The sequence below is a fragment of the Acinetobacter sp. FB genome, assembly GCF_056033405.1.
On sequence record NZ_CM148502.1, the window covers coordinates 1,138,308 to 1,162,107 of the forward strand.

The following is a 23,800-nucleotide window of genomic DNA, read 5'->3' on the forward strand; positions in this document are numbered from 1 at the left end:
ACCCTGAGAATTTTTTGTGGAAGATCGATCAGTTTGGGTCGTATGGGAGGTTAATATCTAGATCGAATGTCAAATACCCTAAAGATAAAAAAGAGTTTTGTAAACTCTCTTTTTTAATTCATAAAAATTATTAAGTTACCTTTAGGTCATGCCATTATTAATAATTATTGAACTAACTTATAAAAGTGGTTGGACTACTTTGCAAAATTTTAATAAACCGCTTTAATAAGAGTGAAGAAAGTAACTTGATAAACTTATTTAGTCTTTGGGGTAGTTAATTGATTGGTTCTAGAGATTGAAGTCATTAAGTTTTTTAATAGTATAGAAATAATTTCAATGCATGAGCATGGAAAAGCTAGGGCATCAATAAAATAGATGATTAAAACACCTTTTGTTGCAATGTGGGGAATTTTACTCACTGGAATAATGCTGACATTATTTGCAGTGGGTATTGCACTTTTTCAGCCATGGTTTGGTTTAACCTTGGCCTTAGAAAATGATCATATAGTGATTGATACTATCAGTATCTCACATGTAAAGGTTCGGAAGGGAGAGGTTGTCCAATCGATTAGCAGTGCAGATGGACGAAATAAAATAGAACTGATTAAGTCAGATATCATAGAAGATCCAGATCAACTGGAAACTTATCAGCTAACTCGACAGTTTTTTTCCCGTCAGAATCATTTTGCTAATATGGTGAGCCAACCACAGATCAGTTTAAATTTTGCTAATGGAAATAATGTTGTTCTGAATGTAGAACCTACTCGACCATTGAACAGTTTGCCATTTGTATTCTGGATACAAATTCTAGTTGGTCTTTGCAGTTTTTTAATTGGGGGTTGGGTTTGGGGTATTAGTCATAAACGATATACGACTTTTATCCTGTTTGTTGCTGGTTGTTGCATCATGGCAGCGTCATTCTCAGCGGCCATTTATAGTACTCGGGTACTTGCATTACCAGCACCCTTATTTGAGTTATTGTCCAATCTTAACCATACAGGTGCCGCGTTGTTTGGCATTGTATTGGTATTACTATTTTCTAATTATCCTAGCTCTCGTTTACTGCCACTCACACTACAACTATCGTTTGTAGCTCTTATGTTGTGTTGGTGGCTATGCGACATATTTAAAGTGTTTTTTGTAGGTCCTACGATAGGTGCTTTTGTACCGCTCTTGATTGCATTAAGTCTTATTATATTACTGAGTTGGTTGCAATATCGTAAGGCAAAGTATGATCCAGTTGCTCAGGCTGCCTTGCGCTGGTTTGGTTTATCTCTAATGTTGGGTGCAGGTATTCCTGTTTTGATAGTGAGTATGCCAAACTTGTTAGATATTAATGCTGCAATGCCCCAAGGATATGCTTTTCTATTTTTTTTGCTAATGTATGTAGGTGTAGTACAAGGGGTAGCACGCTACAAGTTGTTTGAGCTAGAAAGTTGGATATTCCGAATCCTATTTTCCATGCTGGGATTTTTTTTACTGGTATTACTCGATGCCATTTTAGTTATAGTGTTAAGTCCACTTGTCTCACTTAGTTTAGCTATCCTTATTTGTGGTTTAGTCTGGCTACCACTACGGGGCTGGTTACAAGAAAATTTTTTACAACGTAAAAATTTATCCGACAGTCAATTATTTGAAAGAATATTACAAGTTAGTTTTGCAGTGAGTAAGGAGGATCGTCAATTACAGTGGCAAGCCTTACTAAATGATTTATTTCAGCCATTGAATATAGAAACCAGCAATCAAATAAACCACAGCCATATTGGTGATAATGGTTTGGTACTTTATATTCCTCAGATTGTAGGGCTAGAGGCGATGCGTCTCAGCTACCCGCAGCAAGGTCGCCGTTTATTTAGTGAATATGACCAGCAACTGATTCAGAATCTGTTGCCATTTTTAACTCAGGCCATAGAAAGTCGTGTTGCTTATGATCGTGGGGTACTTGAAGAAAGACATCGTATCGCCCGAGATTTACATGATGATCTCGGTGCAAAACTATTATCAGGTCTATATCAAAAAGATTTAGATCAAATTAAAGTCACCATTCGTCAGACAATTGCTGAAATGCGTACTATCGTTAGTGGATTATTAGGTACTGGTGTTGAGTTAAATATAGTTTTGCAGGAGTTTGAACATGAGGTTGCTACTCGTCTACAAAGTTGTGGGATAGATTTTATTTGGCAACATAATCTTGGAAATACACCCATTACCTTGAGTTATACACAGTATAAGAATTATATTTCTATGCTGCGGGAAATCGTCAGTAATATAATAAAATATGCCAATGCCCAACAGATAAGCATTTCTATAAGCATATCTGATTCGCAACTAGTTTCAGTTATCTATGATGATGGAAATGGTTTTGAGGGAGAGCAAAATGAGTTGACAAAAGGTAATGGTCTTAGGAATTTAAGGGAACGGGCAATTGAACTCTCCGCGACGTTATATTTCCAAAGTTTGTCAGAAATAAAAGGTTCACGCATTGAGTTGACCTTTCCACTATAACCCAATAAATGTAAACATAAATGGATAATAAAGTGATTCAAACGGCATTGATTTTGGAGGATATAGTGGACGTCAATGCATGGATCAAACAGATGTTACTTGAAACTTTTGAAGGAATTCGCATTCAGCAAGCCTATAGTCTAGACGAAGCAAAACATTTATTAATGTCTCAACATTATGATTTGGCTTTAATTGATCTTTCATTACCTGATGGTAAGGGAATAGAGGTGATCGATTGGTTAGTACAATATTCTGCTGAAACTATAAGTGTTGTCGTGACGATTTTTGAAGATGATCAATATTTGTTTGAGGCAATTAGTCACGGTGCGAAAGGTTATTTGCTAAAAGATTTAGAACCAATCGTATTTAAAAAACATTTAGAAAATTTAATTGCTGGGCTTTATGCTTTTTCTCCGACTATGACGCAAAAACTATTGAGCTATGTCAAAACACAAGAACAACTTAATCAGAAAAAACAACAGCTCATAGAATCGTTAGCTTTAACAAATCGAGAAAAGCAAGTTCTCATTCATATTGCTAAAGGGCAACAGGTGTCTGAAATCGCTTATGAATTAGGGCTTTCCAGTCATACAGTCAGTGGTTATGTGAAAGAAATTTATAGAAAATTACACATATCCTCTCGTGCTGAAGCAGCATTATTAGCAAAGCAATATGGCTTAATTTAATTACTTGTTCTGTTTTTATGGTTTAGACTTTTTTGAGCAGAGTTGTATTGGAATGGTGCTGTATTGTGATGGATGTATAAATATCATTCATAAAATTGAAAAATACGTCATACCTTAATGCTGATTAGCCGATAACATGTTTGTAAGTAGTTTCTAAGCAATTTTTTCATTTCACCCCCTTAAACAGGGGATACGCCAAAAAATAAAATAGCGATATTGTGATCTCCAATAATACGAAATAATTTAAGGAGAATCAGATGTTAAAACATAATTTATTAAGTGCCTGTATTATTGCGAGTTTGTTCTTGACTGCTTGTCATCATAGCGATAAAGAAGATAATACACCTCCGCAAGTAGGTCAGAAAAGTATCACTGTTACACCATCATTAGGACAAATTACTCAAGGTCGTGTAATTTTAAAAGACGCACTTACAGGTCAGGCAATAGTAGATATACAAAATATTGGTGCAGATGGTACGGCCACCTTTAAAGTGGATAGCAATAAACTTAAAAACCCGATAATTGCGGAAGTTCTACCAAGTGTTGAAGGAAAATTGATTTATGCAGATGAAGCAATTACAGATCAATTAGTAACAATTTCTGCGCCTGCAAATACAGCAATTTTGAGAGCAGCGACCACTATTACCTCAGACCAAACGAATCTTGGAGTCACAGCTCTTACCGAAGCTGCTTTAGTTTATGCCCAATCATTGAGTGCTCAGGTGACGCAAGCTAATTTAGAAGCTGCAAACAAAAAAATTGCCGAACAATTAAAGTTGGGCAATAAATTTAGTATTACTGATGCGCCTGCAATTGTGGGGTTAAATGATTTTGCATCTTTGATTAATTATCAACAAATCAGTGAACCACAACGTGCTTATGCAGCATATTTGGCAACTTTAGCAAAAGAAGCTAAGCGCTTGAATGCAAAAAGTACACAGCCAGCCTATGATATTTTACAAGCACTTAGTAAAGATTTTTCTGATGGTACATTTGATGCGAAACAAGATTCAGTAGCTCTGACTACTTATAATAGTGCTTGGGTTCAAGCTTGGTCGAATTGGGTCAGTATATTTTATAACTCAATTTTTAATTTACAGAATGACACTGATTTATCGGCTTGGTTAAATGCATTTAACATTGAAACACCAAAAATTCCTGTACCATCGCCAGTGACGACAGCTAAACCGATTCGCACAGTAGATGGAGTGGCAGAATATGCTTGCTCAGATGAGATAAATTTAAGATCAGCCAATGGCCAATCTTTAAATATAGATTTTATCAATCAAAGCAGTGATACCATCAATATTGACTGGATCAATTACACAGGTCAGTTGGTGAACTATAAAAAGAGTTTGGCAAACTCACAAACGCATAATCAACAGACTTATATAACACACCCTTGGAAATTGACTGATAGTAAAGGTGTATGTAAAGGTATTTTTGTTGCGACTAATCTATCCCCAAAAACATTAACTATTAAAGGGAATGAAGTTGTTATTGGTAAAGATATTACTACACCTGTGATTGAAACTTGCGCTAGCAAAAAATTACCTGTAGGCAAGCTCAGTGATTTAGTCAATTATAGTGGTGATTATAGTGACAAAGGTGCTGTAGTCTTTAGTCTTGATGCGAACACTGGAAAATTAATTGCAAAAGGTACATCAGCTACAATTGCTGAGGTTTGTGGTGCAAATAATCAAAGTAATGGTACTAATTACTATGTAATTACCGATAAAGGATATGTGACATTATTTAAAGATAATACAGGTAAATATTCTGCAGAAAGTGCTGACTTCACGGGTTTCTATGGAGAAAAATCTGCATCATCCTCACAACTATGTGAATCTAATGGTGCTGATAACAAACTTGGTTTTAAAAATGCGCCAAGTGATTTTTGTGGTTTTACAAAATCTACAGTAACAGCGATCACTTCACCTGATGCATTTACATTCTTTAATGCTGATAAAAAAGAAAATATTAAAATTATTATGAACAATGGAAGTTTGGTTAGTGTAGCTGTTGAGAATAATAATTATGCCTGGGCATGTGGTGTCGGGACATTGCCTGCTTGTAGCGGTATTACTGCAAAAACTACAAATAGTAGTACAACATTTACCTTTAATAATGCGCTATTAAAAATTGTGAATGGTGCGAAACAGGACTTAACTATTAAAAATGGTGCTTTGATTTATCAAGCAAATAATACCAACCCAACTCCAACAGGTTCATGCACTGGTAATACCAATCCATATGGTTGTGTGACAATTACAGGTACAAACGCACCTGCAAGTTATTATGAACATATTGGCAACCCAATGCTTTTTAATGGCGCACCTCAAGTTCAGTTTAATCCATTAGTACCGAACAGTGGAGCCGTTACCTACTTTGGTGGTGAATTGAAAGCCAATGCTGTAGTTTCAGGCGTTAGTGTCGGATTCCAAAAAATAATGGGAGAAACACAGAATGCGGTATATACATATCTGCAATATGATCAATCATTTAATCTTGTCAAGGACTTGGCATTTAACTGTAAGGATGAAAATGGTACTTGTGCTGGTTTGACAGTGAATACGAATACACGAACGATTACTTTTGATAATGTCGTTATGAAACAAACGAAGCCCGTAAATGGTGGATTAAACTTAACTTTTAATGGCACGATGAAATTTTAATCTTAAAAAGATTTATGTTTCGTTAAAGGACATCTAAAGGATGTCCTTTTCTATTATTTTTAGTAAGTATTAATAATAAAATCATATATCAATAAGGAATATTAATTATTTATTTGGTTTAAGCGAATAGTCGGGCTTATAGTTTGAAATTTTAAATTTAACTTTCAATTGTGGCATAACTTGTTTAATTATATAGAAAGTAGAAAGTGAAGTTAAAAGCATTAGTAAAACTTCAAATGATTCACTGAGTATAAAAAGAAATAGATAGAATGAAAATATGCAGAGTAAGCAATATAATTTTTTTTGGAAATATAGTGTTGTAAAAATTCCATATAACATAGCGGAAAATATTAAATTAAAGCTTTTATTCATTCCTAATTTATCTAAAATAATAATTACGATAGAGATGCATATAATTGAAGCAATAAAAACAAAAATATTTTTAATTAACATCATGTTATTTCCTCCAAATTTATTTAAAAAATCTTCTCCTTTAGTGTCATTTAAAGGAGAAGATAAAAAGCACAATTGTTTTATTAGCCTTATATATTTTTCTTATTTTCTAAGAATTAAATTATAGGCTATACATTTTAAATACTCCTCCAGAAAGTATTTTTAAATGTTTGTGCATGAGGAATTATATATAGTGAAAAAATCATGGAAATAATCTTTAGCTTACATCAGTATGAGAAATTTCTTACATTAGGTTGTTTTTTGATCTAATTGTTAATTAGTTAATTTTACTAAATACAATTTAATCAATGGTTTAATTTTAATTGATTAAAAATTAAAAAAAATAGTTAAATAAATTTTACATAAGTAATTATAAAATAACATTTTTTTACAGTATAAATTTAACTGGAATTCACAGTCGAATATCTGTATTGTGTGACAAGTACAGCTTCTAAGTTGTTAGTTCATAAGGCTTATTGAAAAAATACTAAAGAGTTGGCCTTGATCAATTAATATTAATTTTGGATGTATTCACGATGGAATTCGTCAGACTGCTGTACGCAAGTAAAGTTGCTAATACATATCCTGAGCTAAAGCAAGATTTAATTGAAATCTTAAATTCAGCAGTAGATTTTAACTATCGTAATGAAATTACTGGTGTTCTTTACTATGGGCATGGATATTTCGTTCAATGTCTTGAGGGTAGGAGAAGTAAAGTAGATGATCTTTTGTATAATCGAATTTTGAAAGATCCAAGACACAAAAATTGTGAAATTCTATTTTATGAAAAATGTGATGTAGGTCTTTTTAAAAATTGGAACATGAAATTTGCCCCAATTAATAAAAGGCTGGGAGATTTCTTTATAGAAAATCATAGAGATGACTTCAATCCATTTTTACTATCAACTGAAACAATTCCAACTTTTATTGATCTTTTAGCAGCGGAATATGCAATAGAGCCATATTCATTTGAAATTAATGAATAATCCAAATTATTACATAGCATTGTTATAGAGTAAAACAATGAATATACGATTATGCTATGCCAGTTCACGTCATGAACTAATAGATGATTTGATTGAGGACTTGAGTGACATCCTCACAGTTGCAAGAGACTTTAATTCTAAAAATGAGATTTTCGGGGTTTTATATTATGCAAATAATGCTTTTTTCCAATGTTTAGAGGGGGAAAAAGTAATTGTTTATGAGCTCTTTGATCGTATTAAAGCCGATTGTAGACACAATTCAATACTAGAATTCAATGTTGTAGAAATTGATAAGTTCAGTTTCAAAAATTGGTCTATGAAGTATGTGCAAAAAAGCTCAAATGTCGATATTTTCTTTAATCAAATAGGATTTGATCAGTTCGTTCCAGCAGCTATAAATGAAGAGAATTTAAATAAATTTATAGACGTACTGTTAACTGAAAATCAGACAGAAGTAAAAAGAAAAATTGGTTTAAACAAACGTGGAACTCGTCCATACTTGTAAGTCTAAAAAAGACGAGCTCTATTCGCTCGTCTTTTATACATCTTAAAGTGAAATACTCTTACTTGTTCCTAAATCCTCGGTTTCACCTGTTACTGCTGCCTTAGTAAGCTTATAGAGAGCGAATAGTGTGCCTGAACCTTTCCAATATTGAGCACCATTGCATACAACTCTAATCAGTTGAATGTCTGGATCTGATTTACCGTGTTGGAAGAAAGCCTCATAGGCAGGGGACCAGATTTCATCAAGTATGACTTTATCAATCACATTTTCTGCAATACCATTAATAGAGACATAATCATTATTTGAGGTATTACTATAACCCAAATTTACTTGAGGATTGCTTGATATACTTTTTACTAATTCAGATTTTTTTGAACCTAAGAACCATACGATTCCATTGAATGTATTATTCTGAGTTGTCATAGGAGCAGAATGTAAATGACCTTCTTTAGTGATAAAAGTGACCATTGCAAATCTGAAGTCTTTCAATAAATTTTTCAACTCATCATAATTGCTATCAATATTATCCATTTTAAATGCTCAATTCGTAATTTGAATTAATACTATCTAACAGAAAATAATTGATAAGTTTTTATTTTTTATATTTAATTATAGCTATATATGTAAATTAAATTAATTAAGAGTATCTAATGTTGTAATTAGGATTAATTTCTATTACTTTAAAGTAAGTGTCTTTATTCTTTATTATTTTATTTAAATAAGCGTTATCTAACTCTGACCAAATTTCAAAATTAAAAAAATCAGCTGAATCAGCATAGATCCATAACCAATTTGAAACATAAATTTTTCTTATTGAGTCATATACAGAATCTTTGACTTTTTTAAGGTTATGTAATTTTGAATTTTCATCACGAAGCACAACCGATTGAATCATATAAATAAAATACCATTATCAATATATAAGCTATCTATTCTATATAATCTAATAGAGTAATCAATTTTATAAGTGTAATATTATTAATGTATACACCATCTGAATTACTGAATAGCTACAGATTTTGTAGACATCTTTTAGTTAGATAAAATGACTAATTAGCTAGCTGCTTATGAGCAGTAAGCGATACCTTGAAGAATTCAAAATTGATGCAATAAAGCAAGTAACTGAGAAGGCCATAGTGGAGCCAAAGTTGCTGCATGATTAGTACCCTCATAGTCTGTATGACTTGATTAAACGTTATGATCCGCTGCAACCCAATATAGTAAGTCTAGTGATGTACTTATGGAGCTAGCGAAACTTAAAAAAGAACTACAGCGAGTTACTGAAGAAAGAGACATATTAAAAAGGGCAACAGAATACTTCCTAAGCCAGCCCAAATGAAGTAAGCCTTTATTCCGGACAACCAACATATATAACCTGTTCGTCGGAGGCTTTAACTTAAATACAATTAGAGGCTTACGGTCACCAACTGTATTTTAATGATTGTTTTTTATAGCCTTAACAGGTCGCTTAAAATTTTGAAATTCTATGAGCTTGAAATTTGATAATTTCAGCACAATTTTGAAACAAAATGTAATATTGACTATAAAACCATGTAGAAATTCTAAAATGTCATATAATTTTAAGTATATTATTGTATTCTTATTGAAATTAATGAGAATGATTCTCCCTAGAGGCCAGTATGAAACTTAATGAAAAAGTAGGGCTATTAGCTTTCTATACGATTGTAGTCGTTGCTATCGTTACTCTTAGTTTTGGGATGCTAACTTTAGATAAGATTCTTATTGGAATCGCTTTATCGCTTTTTATTTGTGCATTGCTTGTAAAATCAGAGTTTAAAATTGAAGCTGCATTTTGGAAAAATTACTAAATATTAAGTTTAATGGAACTAAAATATATAACTCAACGAACAATTATTTACCATTTATACCAAAGTTCTAGATATAAAAATTAAGTGGAAATGTTAAATTTGCCTAGTCAATTCCTGTATCAGGCAAAAGCCTTCTACATTCTGATTAGCTTGTTTGGGGCAACTCAATTTGTGGAAAAGGATGGGTTTGAATTGATTGTAAATACAAACTCATAGCATTAAAATTTTCTCAAAGTAAAGTTAGAAGGATACTCCATTTACTAATTTTTCACTTAATCTCAAAGATCTAACACCTTGTATATGAAAAAAATATCACTGATTTTTCTAACGGTAACACTGATTTATGGCTGTCAAAAACAGCCAGAAACTATAAATGGAAATGGTTTTGAGGATAAAAAGTTTGAAGAGGCTGACGCGAAGCTTTCTAGCTATTTAGATACTTTAGATAATCCAAAAGCAGATAAAAAAGATCAAAAGAAGATACTTTGCATTGAGTATCCAAACGTCTATAAGCATGAGTATTTACCAGCATTATTAAAGCTTACAGATGCAGAACCTAAAGAAAAGTTATTGAATGATTTGAAGCTAACAACAGATTACTATAGTGAGAAACTAGGGATAGTGTGTGAATAACTCAATGATTGAGTTAAAAAAAGATTTTACTCGACTTGAATATTCGAATCCAGTCGATGCAATTTTGGATTTTTTTAAGAAAATCAAAATCTTAAATGTGTTAACTTTAAGGATATCAACAATGATAAATAAGCTTCGAATAACAACAACTTCTGCGATTATATTGCCTTATTATTTTTTAGTGTATTCAGAAAGGTGGGATACAAGTTTATTAAAACTTTCTATCAAACTAGACAATTCATTTAAAAACAGTTCAAGAAAGTATTTAGGGTATTTTTCAAAAATATGTGTAAAAAGTAATAATAAAACTACTATCATTATTCAAATATTCAATTTTTTTTAATCTCATGCAATGGACACTTGATCAATTAAGACAATTTATAGTTACTGCTGAATGCGGTTCATTTAGTGCAGCAGCTCGAAAACTATCTAAGGCTCAATCAGCTGTTAGTACAGCAATTGGACTATTGGAAGTTGATCTTGGTGTAGAACTTTTTGATCGGTCACACAGAAATGCCCAACTGACTAATGAAGGTCATGTACTTTTATTAGAAGCAAAAGAACTTTTTAGACAGGTCGAAGCATTTGATTATAGAGCTAGAGCTTTTAACCTTGGGAGTGACTCAAAGTTATCAATAGGCTTTGATGAGGCTTTACCGTATTCAGCAATAAGTATGTTAATCAGAGAAATTTCCGTTAAATTTCCAGATTTGCAATTGACTATCTTAAATGGAACTACAAAAGAAGTTGCTGAGTATGTAAATTTAGAAAGAGCTGATATAGCATTTCATATTATTCGTAATACTTTATCGCCTTGTTATGAACAAGTTGAGATTGGAAAAATCCCTCAAGGAGTATTTGTAGTTCAAGATCATCCTTTAACTCAACTAGAAAGAGTAGAACAAAAAAACTTAGTCCATTATAGGCAATTAATTATTGATGTTCAGGATGAATTAGATATTCCATATAGCCCAAAAATATGGAAATTGGATAGTTTTTATATCATTGCTGAGTTGGTTGTCGATAGTTTAGGCTGGGCAATTTTGCCTGTAAATATCGGAAATTACCATACTTACTCTAAACCATTAGTACAGTTAAATTGCCCAACAATAGCTTTACCAGATCACTTAGTCAGAATGATTTGGTGTCAAGGAAGGAGTATTACACCGACCGTGAAATGGGTGGAAAATCGTTTTACAGAATTGCTTGAACTTAGCCAGTAAACAAAATAACAATTATCAAGAAACAATGGCATATCTTAAAATAGACATGCCATCAATCTTTAATGTTCAAAAACAAACTTATCATATTCAGTATCAAGCAAAATCATTTTGGATTTTACTTTAAATCCGAGATCTGAATACATCTTTCCTAGATGAGGCTTTGATACATTTGCCAATAAACTAATTTTTTTGTATCCAAGAGAAACTGATTCTTGAACTACACACTTAATAAGCTGCTTTGCAATACCTTTACCTCTGTATCTCTCATCTACTGCTAATGAATCAATATAAATTTCATCATCTTCTGATTCTCTGATACCAGAGTCCTCGCGCTCACTTCCAAAAAAATAGTTAACCTCGTCTTCACCTTTAAAGAAAAGAATACATCCCACAAGTTGATTATTTATTTTCGCTACGATTGTATTTTTGAAACTAAAATTCACATCAGTTCTTGAAAAGTTCTTTTCATATTCTTTAAGGGCATCAGCATATGTGGCTTTACCAGAAATATCTATTATTGCCTCTGGATCAGCTAAACCAATTAATTGAACCGCTTCAACAGCATCAGTGGGTTCTGCTTTTAAAAAAATTAAATCATTACTCATAAAAATCTTTAATACGTCACAAAAAAATTGAATTTAAGCTTGAGAAGAATGAGAGTTTATCCATTCAAGTGCCATATCTTTTGTAATTTTTATTAGATCATTATGATGATCTACAATATTATCAGTAGCTTCACCTAAAGTATCGTATAGGATCGTTACTTTACTATCTGGAGCACCACAAAAACCTGCAATGCCCACATTTAAATTATGGATCATACTTTTATCAAGACCCCTTTTTTCAAATGACTCCTGAGGTTCTCCCGCTAAAGCAATCCATCGAATTGTTTTACAAGGTAAGTGCCGACTTTCACCATAAGTGATTCCATAATTCCAAACGCGATCAATATAACCTTTTAAAATAGCAGGCATCGAATACCACCATATAGGGAATACAATAAACAAAGCCTCACTACGTTGCAGATTTTCAGCATACTTGGTCACTTCATCAGAATATATCTTGTCAATATTATTCCAATCAGGTTCATCAATTTCATGTAGAACTGGGTTGAAATTTAATCGGTATAAATCAAGTTCATTTACTGCATATTCATGTTCAAGTAAGACTTCCTGCACGGTCGAAGAAATTTTAGACGTAAGAGAATCATTCCGAGGATGTGCCCAAATTAAGGAAACTTTTTTCATTACATTTACCGTTCAATAAAAAATATGATTTTTTTTTAAAGTATTTCATAAAACTAGATTTAAAAAAAATGATGAAAACTTTAAAAAAAACATTTTCCAATAAAAATTATGATGTATAAAAATGGAACCCATCAAAAAAATAGATGGATGATAAAATGAAGTTAAGAAAATTTTATGTTACATAGCGACTATAACTAAACGCTGCGTCTTAAAATCGAATACAAATTCAGAATTTTTGTATTCAATTCTTTGAGAATTTGCTTTTAGAACATTTGATAATGAGTTTTTAATGCTCAATTTTAAAGAGCTAAAGGAGGATTTTATGCCTAATTTTTTCATAAAAATTATTGGTGCTACATTTCTGACAACATGTCTGAGTGCATGTGCAGGCGATGGTAGTAATTCGGATTCCACAACTGTTACAGAAACTAAAAAAATTAAAGCTATTGTTGTTGGGGCTGGAATAGCTGGTCTTAAAGCCGCACATGACCTTAAAGCTCAAGGTATGGATGTCACGGTATTAGAGGCACAAGAAAAAGTTGGGGGGAGACTAAAAGTGAATCGCTCACTTGGATTACCATTTGATGAAGGTGCAAGTTGGATACATGGTTCTAACTCTAATCATCCGATTACGAAATTAGCAGGTGTGTCTGGACTGAAGTTGTTTGAAACTTTAGATGATAACGTTGCTATTTATGATACAAATGGTGAAGAGTACACTGAACAAGTGGCGAATAGTGCAAATACATTATTTGAAAATACTTTAGATGAAGTCCGTGATGAAGGTTCAACTGATAGATCATTTAAATCAGTTTTTGATGAAATTTCACCACAATTTTATAACAATAGAATTAGAGATTACATGCTTTCAGCATACTTAGAATTTAATATTGGTGGCGATATTACTAAATTATCTTCAAGTGAATTTGATACTGATGAAGCATTTGATGGTAAAGAACAACTTGTCACCAACGGATATGACAATCTAGCACTATATTTTGCAAAAGATTTAAACGTAATCACCAAAGCAATTGTCAATCGTATCGATTATTCATCGAGTTTAGTTAAGGTTTCAACGACTGATGGTAAGGTCTATGAAGCTGATAAAGTAGTAGTGGCTGTTCCGTTAGGTGTCTTGAAGAAAAACAAGATTAAATTTATTCCTGATCTTCCAACATATAAGCAAGATGTGATTAACCGCATGCACATGGGAAATGTTAATAAATTCTTGGTGAAGTGGGATAAAACCTTTTGGGATAATCAACTTCAATATATAGGTTATACGGCGGATGCTAAAGGTCGTTTTAACTATTTTTTAAATGTTAATAAATTTGCTCCAAATTCAAATGCACTTATGACTTTTGCTTTTGGTGATGAAGCTGATGTAACTGAAAAGCAAACTGATGATCAAATAATCAATGAAATTGTAACTAATTTACGTAACATTTATGGTGATGCCGTACCTCAACAAAAACCAAAATTGTTAAGAACAAAGTGGCGAGAAAATCAGTTTACATTTGGAGCATACTCATTTGTAGGTGTTGGAAGCACAACGAATGACTTTGCTACTATTGCAGCACCTGTTCAAAATAAAATTTACTTTGCTGGCGAGCATACTTCAACGGAATATAGAGGTACTGTGCATGGCGCATATCTTTCTGGTGAACGAGCGGCAAAACAGATATCAGGACTTGTAAAATAATTACTCAGTACGTTGAATTATTAGCCTTCTTATTTTTTTAAGCTAAGTAGAGTTGTTTATCAAAATAACTATTGATTGTATAACGAAAGCAGTCAATAGTTATTTATCCTAAATCATTACTCTCAAAACTTAAATAAATTATTTAATTTTAAAGATATTTTCAAACAGAATTATAGTTTGAGAGTAAATCTAAATTAGTCTTTTAATTCTCCAAAAACTAAATTTTTATACAACCCAATCTAATTATTAATTTTGTTTTGCGAAGGATCAATAGTCCTTGCTAAGTTCAATAGGTAGAACGTTTTGCATCCAAGGTTCGATTATCACGATGAAAAGTAAAATTGGAATCAGTAGACAGCTTATAATCGCTTTAAGTTTTGTTAATCTCAGTGTTACAGCTTGTTCATTTTTTTTTGGATATCTCATTTATAGCTTTGCAGTTATTACTGGTTCTTTATCACTTGAATCACTGAGTGAGGAGTGGACTGATTTTCATTTTATAGATTGGATATGGTTATTTGCCGTTATATTCTGTGGTACAGTAATATCATTGATAATTGGTATCTTTTTAGCTAAAAGATTTATTAATCCGATAAGCTTTATTGCTGAAGCAGCGAAAAAAATTAGTCAAGGGGATCTTACAGCTAGAGTTCAAGATACCTACGTGCATTCACTAGAAATATCCGAACTTATGGATAATTTTAATGATATGGCACAGAAATTAGAAGTTGCAGTAGAGAATACACAAATATGGAATGCAGCTATTGCTCATGAATTGCGAACACCTATTACGATTTTGCAAGGCAGATTACAAGGTATAGTAGATGGGATATTTGCGCCAAATGAGAAATTAATAAAAAGTTTGTTAAATCAAGTAGAAGGGTTGTCTTATTTAGTAGAAGATTTGAGAGCCTTAAGTTTATTTGAAAATAAAAAACTTAATCTAAATAAAAACTTAATAGACTTTAGCTTAAGTATTGAAAAAGTTATATTAATTTTCTCAGAAAAACTTGAACGAGCAAAATTTACTATTCAGCTAGATCTAGCTAATGATTTTATTTATTGTGATAAACAAAGAATGGAGCAAGTTTTAATTGCCTTAATTGATAATGCTATTAACTACTCTGATCCAGGTATTTTGAATATATCATGTAAAATAATTGAACAAAAATGGATACTAGAACTTAAAGATGAAGGACCTGGTATACCGTTACAATATCAAAATGATTTGTTTAATCCTTTTTTTCGCGTGGAAGAATCACACAACAATGAACTAGGTGGAACTGGGCTTGGATTATCAGTGGTAATGGCAATCATTGATGCACATGGCGGTCAAATTAATTACAGTAACATTAATGGTAATAGTATTTTTACAATTACTTTGCCAAATTCACCATAATTTTCATAAAGTTATGAATTTTTGACCCCTACTGCGATTCTATCAGGGTAGCATTTCCCTTCAGCAGTTCATACCCCTATTAAAAGCTAAACTTATTTTAAACAAGATTTACTACCTCATCTACACTGGCATGAATATATCAATCCTGCATATCAATTGAAACAGTTGAACCAACTTGATTAAGGATATCAGCATGTGTGTTGAACATACCTTTGAACTGAAAGTTTTTTCGAGGGTTTTGAGCGTTAATGATGACCATATCAAGCCCTTTTGGATATGTGTTTCCAATACCTGTTCAGGATTTAGCTTTAAAGTTTTCGTATCCAGTTCGGGAAATGTATAGTTGATCCTCAATATGCTGCAATCTACAAAAATGAAGCTGAGTAAACTTGGTTGGATATTTATATAGCCCTAAAATTAAAATGATTTTTTAATAATTCGAGATTTGTAATTGGTTATAAAGTCTATAGAAATTTTACTTAGTTATTTTTTCCTTTCACAACTATTCCTTGAATGTTTCATTCAATGCTTGCTGCACGGCATCCACCCGTGATTTACATGCTTTGTAAGTGGTCATTAACTCTTCCACAATCCTCATCAGGTTGTCGATGTCTGGTTCTTCCTGTGATTCTAGTAGGAAAGAATTATTTCGAAATTAACTTTTATTTTCTAGCTCCTCACATTAGAGCAATGGTTAGAGGGTGCTGTACAAAGTACAATGGTGCATCGTTTACCAACTTTATCTGACGTTGCAGAAGCAGTGACTTTTTTAGCATCTGATCATGCCCGTGCAATGACGGCAACGATAGTAAATATGACAGCAGGTGCAACAATTAACTAAAATGATAAAGGCTTGAATATAAAGTTGGATAAACAACATTTTTCTTCTAAAAGCCCTGTTCTTTAACACAGAGAGGCTGTTTTAAGCTAACTACTAATATAGTCAACCAAAGTTCTACATGTGATGAAAATATTAATAATTGCTTACATTGTACGGGTTATGTTAAATTGCGGTCGTCTCAATATTGAAAAAGCCTATTTTGAGAGTTGCTTTAGCCCTTGCCCTGACTGCAATGTTTCTGCAAACCGTTGTATTTATACAACCACTTTTACCAGCACAATATCGTATTGCGCTGGTCTGCGTCACTATTTCCGATGCTTTTTCAAACACAATCAGCGCCGCTCAGCAACAGAGTGACCAGCACTCATTTAAACATGATCATCAGCACCACATGATGCATGACGATCAAAAAGCTCATACCACTCAAAGCTCTCACCAACATGATGTTGGTCATGAATGTCCATACTGTACGGTATTTGCCAATTTAACTACAGGTCTGGACTTTAGCGCTGATGAGGTATTTGACCGCCTTTATGTTCGGATGTTGGCATTTCAGCGTAATTTCCAGCATATTTATTTTGCTTTACAGCGATTATACCTACTACCGCAAGGGCGAGCACCGCCTTTCTTCGCATAAATACTGATTAGAAAATACAGAGCTTTTTTGCTTTGTTCTTAATTTATATTTTTGCGAGATTAATTATGGCTCAGCCTAAATTTGATTTACAACCGCTTGTGGTTGCGATGAGTATTGCCTGTTATTCAACAACAGTTTTTGCAGAACAACGTCAAGAAAATATCATTCAATTAGCTCCGATAGTGATCACTGCACAAGTGGCAAATGATGCCAATGGATTGATCGTTCATGCTGATCCAAAACAACCGATTCAGCCTGTTCCTGCGACTGATGGTGCCGCTTATTTAAAAAGTATTCCAGGATTCAGTAGTATTGGTAGTGGTGGAACCAATGGTGATATTAGTTTTAGGGGCATGTTTGGTTCACGGATTAAAGTACTAAATGATGGTTCTGAAGAGTTGGGTGCTTGCCCAGCTCGAATGGATAATCCGACTTCTTATATTTCACCTGAGAGTTTTGACCGCATTACAGTCATTAAAGGTCCACAAACTGTACGTTATCCAACCCCAGGTTCAGCGGCAACGGTATTATTTGAACGTGATCCAATCAAATTTGAACAGGATCAACATTATAAAGGTCAGGCAAGTGTAGTCGCTGGTTCATATGGACGTGTAGACCATAATGTCGATGCTGCGGTCGGTAATGACACCGTCTATGCTCGTATCAATGCTAATCGTTCGGTATCCGATGATTATCAGGATGGTGATGGTAAAAACGTTCATTCAAGTTGGGAGCGTTGGGGCGCTGACCTTGCCCTAGGCTGGACACCAACTGAAAATACGTGGATTGAATTGCAAGGCGGTAAGGGAGACGGAGAGTCTGCTTATGCAGGTCGCTCAATGGATGGCTCACAATTTAAGCGTGAAAGTCTTGGACTACATGCTGAACTACGCAATATCAATGATGTGATTAAAAAAGTTGAAGCACAGGTCGATTATAGCTTTAATGATCACATTATGGATAATTTTAGCCTGAGAGCCGTGCCAACAACAGGACCTATGGCGATGCCGATGGCAATGGATGTTACTCGTAGGACTTTAAATGCCAGAGCTGCCATCACCACTGATTGGAATAACATCAGTGTGGTTTCAGGTGTTGATTCCCAGTACAACAAACAGGCTGGCAATATGTATATGCGTGGTGATGTACCACCGCCAATGGATGAAACTTTGAGTTTCCAAAGTTATGGTGCATTTACTGAAGCCACTATTGCTGTGAATGACAATAATAAAGTGGTGACAGGTCTACGTGCTGACCATGTTGAAATTAAAAACTTAGCAAGCAACAAAACCCGTAAAGATACCGTACCAAGTGGCTTCATTCGGTTGGAAAACCTGATGCCTGAGCATAATCTCAAAAGCTATATTGGCTTGGGATATGTTGAACGTACCCCTGATTTCTGGGAGATATATAGTACCGCATTACCATCAACAGGCACTGATATGGGAGACATGTCGGGTGGCATGGGTGGTATGACAGGTATGGATGATATGGGTGGGATGGTTATGCCAACTGTTGCCCGAACATCGGATCATTTGGACTATCTTAAGAATGAAAAAACTCTACAACTGGATTTAGGCTATCAACTGGAACATGGAAAATACAATAGTTGGGCTTCTGCCTATGCAGGTGTAATCAAAGATTTTATGCTGGTGAGCTACGCTGATCCTGAGAATGAGATGATTAGCTCAACCATTCGTAATGTCGATGCCACCATTGCAGGTGCAGAGCTGGGCGTGGGCTATAAGTTTACAGACAACATTCAAACCGATGCTAGTGCGATGTACGCATGGGGTAAAAACACTACTGACAATCGACCATTGCCTCAAATTGCACCTTTAGAGGGACGTTTTAATTTACGTTATGTTGCGGATAATTATTCTCTGGGTCTGTTGTGGCGCGTAGTAGCGAAACAAGATCGAATCAGTAAAAATGAAGGAAATATTGTTGGCTATGATATGGGAGAGAGTAAGGCATTTAATACGTTGTCTTTAAATGGTGCGTATAAGTTGACCCAAAATGTTGAATGGTCAATCGGTGTTGATAATCTTCTGGATGAAACCTATGCCGAACATTTAAATAAGGGTGGGGCAGCGACAGGCTTTTATCCATCCAATATCCAATACAATAATATTGGACGTAACTACTGGACTCGAATTAGTATGAAATTCTAAGCGCAATACATCTCAAAAAAGACCATGCTTTTGCATGGTCTTTTTTTAGCTTAAGTTAGATTTTTTAAAACAAATTCAGGTGACTTTATAAATAACCGAATAAGTGCCTGAGATGGTTTAGATGGATGTCTTATGCCGCGTTCCCAACTCTCTATGGTTCTTGCGGAGATACCCAATTTAGTTGCAAGTTCTGCTTGAGAAATTTTCATTTGCCGACGTGCTCTAATCATCTCATAAGCAAGTTCATGATCCTCAGCAGGAATAAGAAATTGTGAATCAAATTGTTGTTTCATGATCTTTCCTTAATATGCTAATTGCAGCAACAGTCTGAATAATAAGGCAATCAGCATTAATCCAAAGAAACCTACAAGCCAGAGCAAGATAAACCACTGTGATTGAGATAATTTCATCTTGTTTCTCCTAGTGATAACCTTCATCGCCAACACGGACTTTATCTCTAAATACCCAGTACGCCATGATGGTGTAAATGATAATAATCGGGATCAAAATCAGTGCTCCGATCAGCGCAAACAACTGACTATTGGCTGGCGCAGCAGCATCCCAGATCGTCACTGATGGCGGAATAACATAAGGGAATATACTGATCAGAAAGCCTGTATATGCCAAGAAAATCAACGCCAAGGTGTATAAGAATGGCATTGAGTCCTGACGTTTTTGGCAGGAACGAATGGTTAAAAAGGTGAAAAGAACTACCAAAATTGGAACTGGGCTAAAATACAAAATTTGAGGTTTTGTAAACCAGCGTTCAGCAATTATTGGATGTGCCAGTGGCGTATATATACTGACAGCAGCAAATATCAGTAACAACGCCAAGATCAGTTTTGGCATTAAACGATACATACTGTTTTGTAGTTGATCATCAGTTTTCATAATCAACCAGCCACAGCCAAGTGCAGCATAAACAACTACCACACCTACACCTGTAAAAAGTGCAAATGGCGTGAGCCAATCCAGACCACCGCCAGCATAACGACCATCGACAATATGTATGCCCTGAATATATGAACCAAGAATCACACCCTGTAAAAAACTGGATAATATTGAGCCACCAATAAATGCTGCATCCCATAAATGTTTGGTACGGTTTGCCTTAAAACGAAACTCAAAGGCAACTCCACGGAAAATCAGCGCAATAACCATCAATATAATCGGTAGATAAAGGGCTGATAAAACTGCGGAATAAACCATTGGAAATGCTGCAAATAATCCAGCACCACCCAGTACCATCCATGTTTCATTACCATCCCAGACAGGCGCGACAGTATTCATCATCACATCACGTTCCTGCTGATTCTTGATGAATGGAAACAAAATACCGATGCCGAGATCAAAGCCGTCCAGCACTACATAAATGAAAACACCAATCGCAATAATGACAATCCAGATTAAAGACAAATCAATCATGAAGAAGCTCCTTGATCTTGATCATCAATACGTTCATCTGCGGCACTGAGTGGGCGCATAGGTGTTTTAAAATGACCGACACCGCCAACTTCTTGTTGCTGGCTATAAATAAATTCAGGACCTTTGTGCATCAGTTTCAGCATGTAATAGATGCCGATACCAAAGACGATGCAATACACCACCACAAAGATAATCAGGGTTAGGCCAACCTGCTCGGCTGAAACAGGGGAAAGTGCATCTTTGGTACGCATCACGCCATAGACCACCCACGGTTGACGGCCAACCTCTGTAGTAAACCAGCCAGCCAATAGTGCAATAAAGCCTGATGGTCCCATGAATAAAGCAAAACGGTGAAACCATTTACTTTCAAACAGTTTGCCTGTTTTTCTCAACCAAACACCGGTAAGGGCTAACAACAGCATCAATATGCCTAAACTTACCATGATCCTAAAGCTCCAAAAAACCACAGTCGAATTCGGACGATCTTCAGGTGCAAAGTCTTTTAAACCTTTCACTGTCCCATTCATTGAATGGGTGAGAATGAGACTACCTAGGTTTGGGATTGCAATCGCATATTTGGTACGTTCTTCCTGCATGTCAGGAATACCAAATAAATACAATGGCATACCCTCGTCATAGTTGCTTTCCCAATGTCCCTCCATTGCTGCCAATTTTGCTGGTTGATGTTCGAGTGTATTTAAACCATGTGCATCACCCACGAAGACCTGTAAGGGAGCTAAAATCAGAATCAGCCAGAGCGCCATCGAAAAAGACTTTTTCACCAATTCATCCCGACGACCTTTCAGCAAATGCCATGCCGCAGTCGCTGCAACTAATAAGGCCGCTACCATAAAGGCAGCAATTGCCATGTGAGCAAGGCGATAAGGAAAGGAGGGGTTAAATACAATTGCAAACCAGTCCTGTGGCACAACAATGCCATTTTCTATAGTGAAGCCTTGCGGTGTTTGCATCCAACTGTTTGAGGATAAAATCCAGAACATTGAAATACAGGTTCCCACTGCGACCATGAGTGTGGCAAAGAAATGCGCCTTTTTACTCACTCGTCCCCAACCAAATAACATGATGCCAAGAAAGCCCGCTTCCAAGAAAAATGCGCTTAGAACTTCATAAGTGAGCAATGGACCGGTGACACCACCTGCAAAGCGTGAGAATTCGCTCCAGTTGGTGCCAAATTGATAACTCATGACCACACCTGAAACGACACCCATCCCAAATGCAACAGCAAAGATTTTGACCCAATATTTAAACAGATCCTGATAGATCGGATTGTTGGTACGTAACCAACGCCATTCCAATACTGCTAAAAAGCTTGCAAGCCCAATCGAGATTGCAGGAAAAATGATGTGAAACGATACGGTAAAGGCAAACTGTATTCTCGCCAGTTCAAGTGCAGTTAAACCCAGTGTCATGACCGCACCTCATCTTTTTGCAGATGAGCTAAAGCTATAGTTGTAGTAGTTTCTACCCGTGTAAGAGCATGAAAATAGAACATGATGATAATCTCTTGAAAATATTAATTTTTCAAAACAATTGTTTTGAGCTTCAAGTGAAAGATTATCAAGGTGGTGGGGCACGCCCTTGAGGGATAAGAAAGAGTTGCTGGAGTTGAAAGAAAACATGGAAATAGTTTTCAATAAACGCTAGAAACCGTACCTGAATACGGATCAGAATCTGTTTTAGATCAAGGTCAGGTAAGGGTACAACATGGCTATATACTACACAGTACTGACATTGATGTCCTGCATCATGTTGATGGTGGCTAGCTACTGTAATGTCAGATGAGGGTGCTGCATGTCCCATGTCGTGCATGTGATGAGACATGTTGTGTTGGTGTTCTGATGTACTTTGATGGTTGTGACTAGGAGTTACAGCAGAATGGGTGAGTTGTAATGCTTGGGCAATAGTTTCACATACTGGAGAGATTTGATATTTCTCTGGCAGCAAGGGCTGTAAAAAGACAGCGATTTGTAACAAGATTGCGTAGAAACCTAGCAATCGCCCTAAAACCATCAGCATCTATGAAGATAGCTCTAATACTCAATTAATTATGGATTCTATTATATAAATGGTTTTAAACAAAGACATGTAATCGCAAAATAAAATGCAGAATGACCAGCTCACATCCAAAGAGTGATTTACTCAAGTTGTTGAATATAATAAGTATTAAGATAGCATTAGAGGATATTAATATCCTCTAATGCTATTTTGATTAATTTTGCATCACCAACATAATCTAAAATCTATATTTATGTAAACGAAAGAGTGCTTTATTCCATACAGGGTAGGAGTGAAAAATAGGCAAATAGAATTATAGAAATAAAATATTAAAAATATTAATAAAATCAGTATATAAACTAACAGGTCAGCCTACGTTAGATTTCAAGGAAATCTTAAGCAATGATAGTATGTACATATGAAAATTTAGATGCCGACATTGCGAACTTCAGTTGTTTTAGCATTCTCTGCGATGCTGTTGCAAATTGCTGTTTTTTTACAGCCATTAATACCTGAGCAATATAAAATTGCTAGGGTATGTCAAACTGTTGCTGAAATACAGCAACAATCAAGTATGCACCACACTCATCAGACTGTCACAGTTATCAAGTCGATGATTAAATCAGATGTGGAGCATCAACATGATGTCCACAATGAATGTTTATTTTGTGTGGTATACGGCCATTTAGTCTCAGATCTAAATTCAGACATTGCTGAAATATTTGATCGAATACAAGTTCGCTTGATTGCTTTTCAAAAAACGTTTAAGCATATTTCCTTTTATCTTCAACGTCTCTTTTTAAATCCGCAAGGTAGAGCACCACCCTTATTGGCGTAATTTTTCAAACTTTAAATCAGAGCATT

22 protein-coding genes and 4 pseudogenes are annotated in these 23,800 nt (G+C 34.8%); 16 read left to right on the top strand and 10 right to left on the bottom strand.

From position 1 onward, the window contains the following. The first annotated feature begins 375 nt into the window (after positions 1–375). From AC0JIQ_RS05275 to AC0JIQ_RS05300, 6 genes are all read left to right on the top strand, one after another. Positions 376–2,505, top strand: a complete 2,130-nt coding sequence (locus AC0JIQ_RS05275; protein WP_474202847.1) for a sensor histidine kinase — start codon at positions 376–378, stop codon at positions 2,503–2,505. Positions 2,506–2,525: 20 nt separating this feature from the next. Continuing rightward, entirely contained in the window at positions 2,526–3,191 is a 666-nt protein-coding gene (locus AC0JIQ_RS05280; RefSeq protein WP_474202848.1) for a response regulator, read from the top strand. Positions 3,192–3,448: 257 nt separating this feature from the next. Further along, positions 3,449–5,866, top strand: coding sequence for a hypothetical protein (locus AC0JIQ_RS05285; RefSeq protein WP_474202849.1), 2,418 nt, complete (start codon positions 3,449–3,451; stop codon positions 5,864–5,866). A 277-nt stretch (positions 5,867–6,143) separates the two neighbouring features. After that, entirely contained in the window at positions 6,144–6,446 is a 303-nt protein-coding gene (locus tag AC0JIQ_RS05290; RefSeq protein WP_474202850.1) for a hypothetical protein, read from the top strand. Between the two features lie 409 nt (positions 6,447–6,855). After that, a complete protein-coding gene (locus AC0JIQ_RS05295) occupies positions 6,856–7,305 on the top strand; it encodes a BLUF domain-containing protein (RefSeq protein WP_346509909.1) in 450 nt (149 codons plus the stop codon). Between the two features lie 37 nt (positions 7,306–7,342). After that, complete coding sequence (locus tag AC0JIQ_RS05300) at positions 7,343–7,810, top strand: BLUF domain-containing protein (protein ID WP_474202851.1); 468 nt, start codon at positions 7,343–7,345, stop codon at positions 7,808–7,810. Positions 7,811–7,852: 42 nt separating this feature from the next. On the opposite strand, the gene AC0JIQ_RS05305 is transcribed toward AC0JIQ_RS05300, so the two are convergent. Further along, the gene (locus AC0JIQ_RS05305; RefSeq protein ID WP_474202852.1) at positions 7,853–8,341 is read right to left on the bottom strand and encodes a pyridoxamine 5'-phosphate oxidase family protein; all 489 of its coding nucleotides are present in this window, start codon (positions 8,339–8,341) and stop codon (positions 7,853–7,855) included. Positions 8,342–8,447: 106 nt separating this feature from the next. After that, on the bottom strand, positions 8,448–8,705 hold the full coding sequence (locus tag AC0JIQ_RS05310; protein ID WP_474202853.1) for a hypothetical protein: 258 nt from the start codon (positions 8,703–8,705) through the stop codon (positions 8,448–8,450). Between the two features lie 172 nt (positions 8,706–8,877). On the opposite strand from AC0JIQ_RS05310, the pseudogene AC0JIQ_RS05315 reads away from it, so the two are divergent. The 4 genes and pseudogenes from AC0JIQ_RS05315 to AC0JIQ_RS05330 all read left to right on the top strand — a co-directional run. Next, a pseudogene (locus AC0JIQ_RS05315) lies at positions 8,878–9,151 on the top strand (transposase); the annotation flags it as partial. 299 nt (positions 9,152–9,450) lie between these two features. After that, a complete protein-coding gene (locus AC0JIQ_RS05320) occupies positions 9,451–9,639 on the top strand; it encodes a hypothetical protein (RefSeq protein ID WP_346509917.1) in 189 nt (62 codons plus the stop codon). A 300-nt stretch (positions 9,640–9,939) separates the two neighbouring features. Next, positions 9,940–10,272, top strand: coding sequence for a hypothetical protein (locus AC0JIQ_RS05325; protein ID WP_474202854.1), 333 nt, complete (start codon positions 9,940–9,942; stop codon positions 10,270–10,272). A gap of 347 nt (positions 10,273–10,619) precedes the next feature. Then, complete coding sequence (locus tag AC0JIQ_RS05330) at positions 10,620–11,495, top strand: LysR family transcriptional regulator (RefSeq protein ID WP_346509921.1); 876 nt, start codon at positions 10,620–10,622, stop codon at positions 11,493–11,495. Between the two features lie 59 nt (positions 11,496–11,554). Here AC0JIQ_RS05330 and AC0JIQ_RS05335 read toward each other — a convergent pair whose 3' ends face one another. Continuing rightward, complete coding sequence (locus AC0JIQ_RS05335) at positions 11,555–12,100, bottom strand: GNAT family N-acetyltransferase (RefSeq protein ID WP_474202855.1); 546 nt, start codon at positions 12,098–12,100, stop codon at positions 11,555–11,557. A gap of 33 nt (positions 12,101–12,133) precedes the next feature. Further along, the gene (locus AC0JIQ_RS05340; protein ID WP_346509925.1) at positions 12,134–12,742 is read right to left on the bottom strand and encodes an NAD(P)H oxidoreductase; all 609 of its coding nucleotides are present in this window, start codon (positions 12,740–12,742) and stop codon (positions 12,134–12,136) included. Between the two features lie 322 nt (positions 12,743–13,064). On the opposite strand from AC0JIQ_RS05340, the gene AC0JIQ_RS05345 reads away from it, so the two are divergent. After that, positions 13,065–14,444 carry a flavin monoamine oxidase family protein gene (locus tag AC0JIQ_RS05345; protein WP_346509927.1) on the top strand — a complete coding sequence of 460 codons (1,380 nt, stop codon included), beginning with the start codon at positions 13,065–13,067 and terminating at the stop codon, positions 14,442–14,444. Between the two features lie 328 nt (positions 14,445–14,772). Next, complete coding sequence (gene adeS / locus AC0JIQ_RS05350) at positions 14,773–15,843, top strand: two-component sensor histidine kinase AdeS (protein ID WP_474202856.1); 1,071 nt, start codon at positions 14,773–14,775, stop codon at positions 15,841–15,843. Positions 15,844–16,030: 187 nt separating this feature from the next. Here the strand turns inward: adeS and AC0JIQ_RS05355 are convergent. Further along, positions 16,031–16,248 (bottom strand): annotated as a pseudogene (locus AC0JIQ_RS05355) (hypothetical protein); the annotation flags it as partial. A 97-nt stretch (positions 16,249–16,345) separates the two neighbouring features. Further along, positions 16,346–16,495 (bottom strand): annotated as a pseudogene (gene xseB / locus AC0JIQ_RS05360) (exodeoxyribonuclease VII small subunit); the annotation flags it as partial. A gap of 24 nt (positions 16,496–16,519) precedes the next feature. On the opposite strand from xseB, the pseudogene AC0JIQ_RS05365 reads away from it, so the two are divergent. The 3 genes and pseudogenes from AC0JIQ_RS05365 to AC0JIQ_RS05375 form a co-directional block, all read left to right on the top strand. After that, positions 16,520–16,684: pseudogene (locus tag AC0JIQ_RS05365) on the top strand (SDR family oxidoreductase); the annotation flags it as partial. A 232-nt stretch (positions 16,685–16,916) separates the two neighbouring features. Continuing rightward, a complete protein-coding gene (locus AC0JIQ_RS05370; protein ID WP_474203227.1) occupies positions 16,917–17,321 on the top strand; it encodes a DUF2946 family protein in 405 nt (134 codons plus the stop codon). A gap of 65 nt (positions 17,322–17,386) precedes the next feature. Then, positions 17,387–19,495 (top strand): TonB-dependent receptor domain-containing protein, encoded by a 2,109-nt coding sequence (locus tag AC0JIQ_RS05375; protein ID WP_474202857.1) that lies wholly within the window; start codon positions 17,387–17,389, stop codon positions 19,493–19,495. A 50-nt stretch (positions 19,496–19,545) separates the two neighbouring features. Here the strand turns inward: AC0JIQ_RS05375 and AC0JIQ_RS05380 are convergent, their stop codons facing one another. From AC0JIQ_RS05380 to AC0JIQ_RS05395, 4 genes are all read right to left on the bottom strand, one after another. Further along, positions 19,546–19,788 carry a helix-turn-helix domain-containing protein gene (locus AC0JIQ_RS05380; protein ID WP_474202858.1) on the bottom strand — a complete coding sequence of 81 codons (243 nt, stop codon included), beginning with the start codon at positions 19,786–19,788 and terminating at the stop codon, positions 19,546–19,548. 127 nt (positions 19,789–19,915) lie between these two features. Then, complete coding sequence (gene cydB, locus AC0JIQ_RS05385; RefSeq protein ID WP_474202859.1) at positions 19,916–20,920, bottom strand: cytochrome d ubiquinol oxidase subunit II; 1,005 nt, start codon at positions 20,918–20,920, stop codon at positions 19,916–19,918. Further along, positions 20,917–22,350: a cytochrome ubiquinol oxidase subunit I gene (locus AC0JIQ_RS05390; RefSeq protein ID WP_474202860.1), complete on the bottom strand. Its 1,434-nt coding sequence runs from the start codon at positions 22,348–22,350 to the stop codon at positions 20,917–20,919. Before AC0JIQ_RS05390 ends, cydB begins: the two co-directional genes overlap by 4 nt. A 148-nt stretch (positions 22,351–22,498) precedes the next feature. Continuing rightward, complete coding sequence (locus AC0JIQ_RS05395; protein ID WP_474203228.1) at positions 22,499–22,951, bottom strand: DUF2946 domain-containing protein; 453 nt, start codon at positions 22,949–22,951, stop codon at positions 22,499–22,501. A 415-nt stretch (positions 22,952–23,366) separates the two neighbouring features. Between AC0JIQ_RS05395 and AC0JIQ_RS05400 the strand changes: the two genes are divergently transcribed. Continuing rightward, a complete protein-coding gene (locus AC0JIQ_RS05400; protein WP_474202861.1) occupies positions 23,367–23,774 on the top strand; it encodes a DUF2946 domain-containing protein in 408 nt (135 codons plus the stop codon). The last annotated feature ends 26 nt before the right edge of the window (positions 23,775–23,800 follow it).